This is a genomic window from Brevundimonas sp. (genome assembly GCF_052436175.1).
In the GTDB taxonomy this organism is placed as follows: domain Bacteria; phylum Pseudomonadota; class Alphaproteobacteria; order Caulobacterales; family Caulobacteraceae; genus Brevundimonas.
Genome location: NZ_JBQVNM010000094.1, coordinates 1 through 7101, shown reverse-complemented (window position 1 = coordinate 7101; position 7101 = coordinate 1). Strand labels below are relative to the sequence as shown.

Here is a 7101-nt window from a genome sequence, read left to right as displayed (position 1 = left end):
CGGCCCAGCGCAACGCCGCCTGGCGCGACGTGGCCCGGCGTATCGCCCATGAAATCAAGAATCCCCTGACCCCGATCCAGCTCTCGGCCGAGCGGCTGAAGCGCAAGTATCGCGTCCGCATCGGTGATGACGTCGAGGTGTTCGACCGCTGCACCGACACCATCATCCGCCAGGTCGGCGACATCGGCCGGATGGTCGATGAGTTCTCCTCTTTCGCTCGCATGCCCGCGCCGCGATTCGCATCCGAGGATCCGGCCGAACTGCTGCGCGCGGCCGTCTTCGCCCAGAGGGTGGCTGCGCCGGACATCGCCGTCGAACTGATCGAACCCTTGCCGCAGGTCACCCTGAGCGCCGACGGGCGGATGGTGGGGCAGGCCCTCGCCAACATCCTGAAGAACGCCGGCGAGGCCGTGGCCGCCAAACGATTGGCCCATCCGGTCGATGAGGAGGCCGTCGGCATCATCGCCAGGCTGGAGCTCGACGCCCAGCATCGTCTGGTCTTCATCATCGAGGACGACGGCAAGGGCCTGCCCGACCGCGACCGCGACCGCCTGACCGAGCCCTATGTCACGACCCGCGAGAAGGGCACCGGACTGGGCCTGGCCATCGTCAAACGCATCTGTGAGGACCACGGAGGCGAACTGAAACTGGCGGACGCCGAGACACTCAGCGGCGCTCGCGTCTGCCTGATCTTCCCCCTCAACCCCCATGCCGCATCGACGACGGACGCGCGAGCATCCGGCGTCGCGGCTGAATAGCGAGGACACATGCGTTCCACCGGCGCCGATATTCTGGTCGTGGACGACGAGGCGGACATCCGCGAGCTGGTCTCCGGCCTGCTTGAGGACGAGGGCCATGCGGTTCGCGTCGCCTCCAACTCCGAAGAGGCCCTGGCGGGCGTCCGGGCGCGCAAGCCCAGCCTGATCGTGCTGGACATCTGGATGCAGGGCGGGGGCATGGACGGGCTGGAATTGCTCGACATGGTCAAGGAACTGGATCCCGACCTGCCGGTGGTGATGATGTCCGGCCACGGCAACATCGAGACCGCCGTGAGCGCCCTGAAACGCGGCGCCTATGACTTCATCGAAAAGCCGTTCAAGTCGGACCGGCTGGTCGTCGTGGTCGAGCGGGCGCTGGAAGCGGCGACGCTGAAGCGGGAGAACCGTCGTTTGCGGGCCCAGACCATGGCGCCGACGGGTCTGATCGGGCGCTCCGCAGCGGCCCAGGTCTTGCGCACCACGATCGCCAAGGTGGCGCCGGCCAACAGCCGGGTGCTGATCTCCGGCCCTCCAGGCTCGGGCAAGGAGCTGGTGGCGCGGCAGATCCACGAGGCCAGCCCGCGCGCCCGCGCCGAGTTCGTGGCCATTTCGGCGGCCGGGATGACGCCCGAACGGCTGGATTCGGAACTGTTCGGAGAGGAGGGCCATGACGGCCGTCCGCGCAAGATCGGACTGTTCGAGCGCGCCCACGGCGGCACCCTCTATATCGATGACGTCTCCGACATGCCGCGGGAGAGCCAGAGCCGGGTGCTGAGGGTGCTGGTCGAGCAACGCTTCCGGCGGGTAGGCGGCGAGCAGGACGTCCAGGTGGACGTGCGGGTGGTCACCTCGACATCCAAGGATCTCAAGGCCGAGATCGCCGAAGGCAGGTTCCGGGAGGACCTGTTCCACCGGCTGAACGTCGTGCCGATCCGGGTGCCGGCCCTGGCCGAGCGGCGTGAGGACATCGCAGAGCTGGTCGATTATTTCATCGACACCCTGGCCACCTCCCAGGGGCTGCAGCGCCGGCGGATGGGCGAGGATGCGGTGGCGGTGCTTCAGGTCCATCCCTGGCCGGGCAATGTCCGCCAGTTGCGCAACAACGTCGAGCGACTGCTGATTCTCGCGACGGGCGATCCATCGGAGCCGATCACGGCCGAGATGCTGCCGCAGGAGGTGGCGTCGTCGGGAACGGGATCGTCGCTCGGCGCGGACCGGATCATCGCCCTGCCGCTGCGCGAGGCGCGGGAGGTGTTCGAGCGCGAGTATCTGGCGGCCCAGATCATGCGGTTCGGCGGCAATATCTCGCGCACCGCCGCCTTCATCGGGATGGAGCGGTCGGCCCTGCACCGCAAGCTGAAGTCGCTGGGGGTTTCGCCGTCGCGGGGCGGGGACGAGGAAGAGGGAAGCCCGGACTGATGTCACGTGTCTCCTACGTCAACGGGACCTATCGCTCGCACGCCCAGGCCGTCGTCCATATCGAGGACCGGGGCTTCCAGTTCGCCGACGGCGTCTATGAGGTCTGGGGCGTGTTCGACGGGCGACTGGCCGATTTCGACGGCCACATGACGCGGCTGCACCGCAGCCTGAACGAGCTGCAGATCGCCATTCCCATGACATCGGCGGCGCTGAAGCGGGTGCTGGACGAGACCATCCGGCGCAACCGGGTGCGCAACGGCATCGTCTATCTTCAGGTCACGCGCGGCACGGCGCCCCGTGATCACGCCTTCCCCAAGGATGTCGCGCCGAGCGTCGTGGTGACGGCAAAGACCATCGACCCAGCCAAAGGCGAGGCCCTGGCCACCAAGGGTGCGGCGGGCGTGACCCAGCCCGACATTCGCTGGGGCCGATGCGACATCAAGACCGTAGGACTGCTCGCCAATGTGCTGGCGAAGCAGGCGGCGCGGGAACGAGGCGCCTATGAGTGCCTGCTGGTCGATGAGATGGGTCTGGTCACAGAGGGCTCCTCGACCAACGCCTGGATCGTGGACGCCGACGGCAAGCTCAGGACACGGGATACCCAGGCCAATATCCTGCGCGGCGTCACGCGCACGAAGCTGCTGCAGATCATCGCCGAAGAGGGGCTGGAACTGGACGAACGGCCGTTCTCCGTCGATGAGGCCAAACAGGCCCGCGAGCTGTTCGTCACCGCCGCCAGCACCTTCGTCATGCCTCTGGTGTCGCTGGACGGAACGAAGATCGGTGACGGCAAGCCAGGGCCGGTCGCGACCCGTCTGCGCGCCGCCTATCTTGAACAGGCCGATCGCGACGCCATTTAGCAGCAGCTACGGTTGCGGGACGGCGCGGCGGACGTCTAAGGTATGGCGTCGGCCTTCGATCCGGCCCTGCGGCGCTCCCCTTCGTCGCGGCGAAACAACAAAGAACAGGACAAACCTGCCATGTCGCAAGACAAGCGTCAGAACCTTCAGGACACCTTCCTCAACAGCGTCCGCAAGACCAAGACCCCGCTGACCATCTTTCTGGTGAACGGCGTCAAGCTGCAGGGCATCGTGACCTGGTTCGACAACTTCTGCGTGCTGCTGCGCCGCGACGGCCAGTCGCAACTGGTCTACAAGCACGCCATTTCCACCATCATGCCGTCCGCGCCCGTGCAGCTTTACGAGCCCGAGGCCGACGAGGACTGAGCACGGCTCTGGGCGTCGCTCCGGTCCGACCCAAAGGGACCCTTTGACTTCAAAACTGATTGACCACGCCGTTCCGCTGATTCGGGCGGTCGTCATCCACCCCGACGGACGCAGCGAGAGTGATCGCCAGGCGTCCGAGCGGTTGGAGGAGGCCGTGGGCCTGGCCCGCGCGCTGGACCTCGACGTGCGCGCCGAGGAGATCGTGCGTCTGCGCAAGACCACGCCCGCGACCCTCTTCGGCGCCGGCAAGGTCGAGGAGCTGGCGGCCCTGGTCCGCGCGGCCGAGGCCGAGGCCGTGGTCGTCGACGACCAGCTGACCCCCGTCCAGCAGCGCAATCTGGAGAAGGCCTGGGACTGCAAGGTCATCGACCGCACCGGCCTGATCCTCGAGATCTTCGGCCGACGCGCGCGGACCAAGGAGGGACGGCTTCAGGTCGAGCTGGCCCGGCTCGACTATGAGAAGTCGCGTCTGGTGCGCACCTGGACGCACCTTGAGCGGCAGAGGGGCGGCACCGGCTCGACCGGCGGGCCGGGTGAAACCCAGATCGAGCTTGACCGCCGCCTGATCGCCGACCGGATCGTGCGGCTGAAGGCCGAGCTGGAGGAGGTGCGTCGCACGCGCGGCCTGCACCGCAAACAGCGCCGGAAGGTCCCGTTCCCGACCATCGCTCTCGTCGGCTACACCAATGCCGGGAAGTCGACCCTGTTCAACCGGCTGACGGGATCGGAGGTCTTCGCCAAGGACCTGCTGTTCGCGACCCTCGACACCACCCAGCGCACCATCCGCCTGCCTCAGGGCCGTCCGGCGATCGTGGCGGACACCGTAGGCTTCATCTCCGACCTGCCACACGAACTGGTCGAGAGCTTCCGCGCCACGCTGGAGGAGGTCGGCGAGGCCGATCTGATCCTGCATGTGCGTGATATCGCCTCGCCCGACAGCGCGGCCCAGGCGAAGGATGTCGAGACGGTCCTGAAGCAGATTCCGATGCCGGAGGGCAAGGTTCGCCGCGTCCTGGAGGTCTGGAACAAGATCGACATGCTGGACGATGAGACGCGCGAGGTCGTTCTGGGCCAGGCGGCGCGCCGCACAGGCGAGGATCGGGCGGTCGCCGTCTCGGCCTGGACCGGGGAGGGGATCGAAACCCTGCGCGACACCATCGCCGGTCTGATCGACGACGATCCGGAGACGCGACTGACGCTCGCGCCCACCGACGGCGAGGCGCTGGCCTGGCTCTACACCCACGGCCGGGTGACGTTCCGGGACGGCGACGCCGAGGGGCGGACGGCGCTGACCGTGCGTCTGTCGCCCCAGGCGCTGGGGCGGTTCGAGAGGCTCTATCCCGACATCCAGATCAGCGGCTGACTCCATGGCCCTGATCGAGACCGTTCTGTTCCTGATGCTGGCGGTGGTGGTGTCGGGCGCGATCGCGCGCGCGACCCGGATCGCCCTGCCTCTGGTCCAGATCGGTCTCGGCGCCCTGATCGTGCTGATCACCGGTCATACGATCGATCTGGAGCCAGACGTCTTCTTCCTGCTGTTCCTGCCGCCCCTGTTGTTCCTCGACGGCTGGCGGATTCCCAAGGAGGCCCTGTTTCGTGACCGGGCCGTGATCCTGGAGCTGGCTCTGGGGCTGGTGTTGTTCACCGTGCTCGGTCTGGGACTGCTGATCTGGTGGATGATCCCGGAGATGCCTCTGGCCGTGGCCTTCGCCTTGGCCGCCATTCTGTCGCCGACCGACCCCATCGCCGTCCAGGCCATCGCGGCCCGGGCCCCGATCCCCAAGCGGCTGATGCATATTCTCGAGGCCGAGTCGCTGTTGAACGACGCGATGGGCCTGACCTGCATGCGGATCGCCGTCATCGCCGCGACGACGGGCGTCTTCTCCATCGGCTCGGCGATCGGCACCTTCGCCTGGCTGGCGGCGGCGGGGATCGCGGTGGGCGTCGGGGTCAGCTTCGGCATCAGCTTCCTGCGCGGCCTCGCCAATCGCAAATGGGGCGAGGATGTCGGCGCCCACATCCTGGTCAGCCTGCTGACGCCCTTCGCGGCCTATCTCCTGGCCGAGGAACTCCATGCCTCGGGCATCCTCGCGGCCGTGGCGGCGGGCGTGACCATGAGCTTCACCGAGCGCGGTGGGGCACGGACCCAGTCTCTGGCCGTGACCCGCATCCGTCGCGCCGTGGTCTGGGACACCGTCCAGTTCGCGGCCAACGGCATCATCTTCGTCATCCTGGGCGAGCAGATGCCGTCGATCCTGTCGCGGGCCGCCGAGGTCGTGCGCGGCACCAGCCGACCCGAAGTCTGGTGGCTGGCGGTGTATGTCTTCGGCATCGTGGCGGCCTTGGCCGCGTTGCGGTTCGTCTGGGTGTGGACGTCGCTGAAACTGACCCTCTATCGCCGCCGCCATCAGGAGCCACAGCCGAAGGTGGGCCTCAGGCTGGTGATGGTCATGTCGCTGGCGGGGGTGAGGGGCGCCATCACCCTGGCCGGCATCCTGACCCTGCCATTCGTCCTTGAGGACGGATCGCCCATGCCGTCGCGGAGCCTGGCGATCTTCCTCGCGGCGGGCGTGATCATCGTGTCCCTGATCCTGGCGACCATCGCCCTGCCGCGCCTGCTGAAGAACGTCGAGCTGCCGCCGGAGCCCTCTCATCTGCAGGAAGAGGACCGGTCGCGCGTCGCCGCAGCCGAGGCGGCCCTGCGCGCCATCGAGGACGTCTCGCACGAGATGGCGGAGGGCAAGACCAACCCCGATCTCTATTCCGATGTCGCCTCACGCCTGATGGAGATCTATCGCCGCCGCATCGAGAACCGGACCCATGCGAAAGACGACGACGGCGAACTGGTCCGCCAGATGGACGAGATCGAGCAGCAGCTTCGCCTCGCCGGGCTGGCGGCGGAGCGTGAGGAGATCAGCCGTCTGGCGCGGTCACGCCGGATCGACGAGGCCACGCACAGGAAGCTGATCCGCGAACTCGACCTGCAGGAGCTTCGCTTCAGCTGACCCCGGGATCGTCCGTAGACTGAGCCCTCCGGGCCACAGCGCCGAGGGGTGAAAATCCGCCCGTTCAGGCACCCCAGCGACCGGCTCGTGCGCCATGCCTCCGTCGCGCGAAACAGACGTTCAGCCTGGCCGCTGGATCACAGTCATGTGGACCATGTGGCGGCGACGCTTGAACCCTGAGGCGGCGAGACCACATACTCATCCGAACGCCGTCGGAATCGACGGGTCGTTTCGTCGGGTCGCTGCATGTCGCGGGATCGGGCGGGGCGACGGGCCGGAGATCTCCAATGGCCCGGGAGCATGAGTTATGACCGAGACCAAAATCCTGCCCGTGTTGCCGCTGAGGGACATCGTGGTTTTCCCGCACATGGTCGTGCCGCTGTTCGTCGGACGCGAGAAGTCCGTGCGTGCGCTGGACGAGATCATGAAGGGCGAGAAGCAGATCCTGCTCGCCACCCAGAAGAACTCCGTCGATGACGATCCGACGCCGGACGCCATCTATCCGACCGGGGTCATCGCCACTGTCCTGCAGCTGCTGAAGCTGCCCGACGGGACCGTGAAGGTGCTGGTCGAGGGCAAGGGCCGCGCGCGCCTGACGCAGTTCACCGACCGCGAGGAGTATTTCGAGGCCGAGGCCGTGACCATCGACGACGAGCCCGGCGAGCCGGCCCAGTCCGAGGCCATGCTGCGCGC

At 67.4% G+C, this 7101-nt stretch carries 7 protein-coding genes; all 7 read left to right on the top strand.

Annotated features, from left to right (window positions below; translation table 11 throughout):
* On the top strand, positions 1-758 hold a 758-nt coding region (locus ACT6QK_RS14390; protein WP_444598513.1), incomplete at its 5' end, for a sensor histidine kinase.
* Positions 759-767: 9 nt separating this feature from the next.
* A complete protein-coding gene (gene ntrX, locus ACT6QK_RS14385; RefSeq protein ID WP_444598512.1) occupies positions 768-2177 on the top strand; it encodes a nitrogen assimilation response regulator NtrX in 1410 nt (469 codons plus the stop codon).
* Positions 2177-3037, top strand: a complete 861-nt coding sequence (locus ACT6QK_RS14380; RefSeq protein WP_444598511.1) for a D-amino-acid transaminase — start codon at positions 2177-2179, stop codon at positions 3035-3037. The genes ntrX and ACT6QK_RS14380 overlap by 1 nt, the downstream gene beginning before the upstream one ends.
* 120 nt (positions 3038-3157) lie before the next feature.
* Positions 3158-3403, top strand: coding sequence for an RNA chaperone Hfq (gene hfq, locus ACT6QK_RS14375; protein WP_013269198.1), 246 nt, complete (start codon positions 3158-3160; stop codon positions 3401-3403).
* Positions 3404-3446: 43 nt separating this feature from the next.
* A complete protein-coding gene (gene hflX / locus ACT6QK_RS14370; RefSeq protein ID WP_444598510.1) occupies positions 3447-4766 on the top strand; it encodes a GTPase HflX in 1320 nt (439 codons plus the stop codon).
* A gap of 4 nt (positions 4767-4770) precedes the next feature.
* Positions 4771-6408, top strand: coding sequence for a Na+/H+ antiporter (locus tag ACT6QK_RS14365; protein ID WP_444598509.1), 1638 nt, complete (start codon positions 4771-4773; stop codon positions 6406-6408).
* A 307-nt stretch (positions 6409-6715) separates the two neighbouring features.
* Positions 6716-7101 (top strand): LON peptidase substrate-binding domain-containing protein (locus ACT6QK_RS14360; RefSeq protein WP_444598508.1); only part of this gene is annotated, 386 nt, incomplete at its 3' end.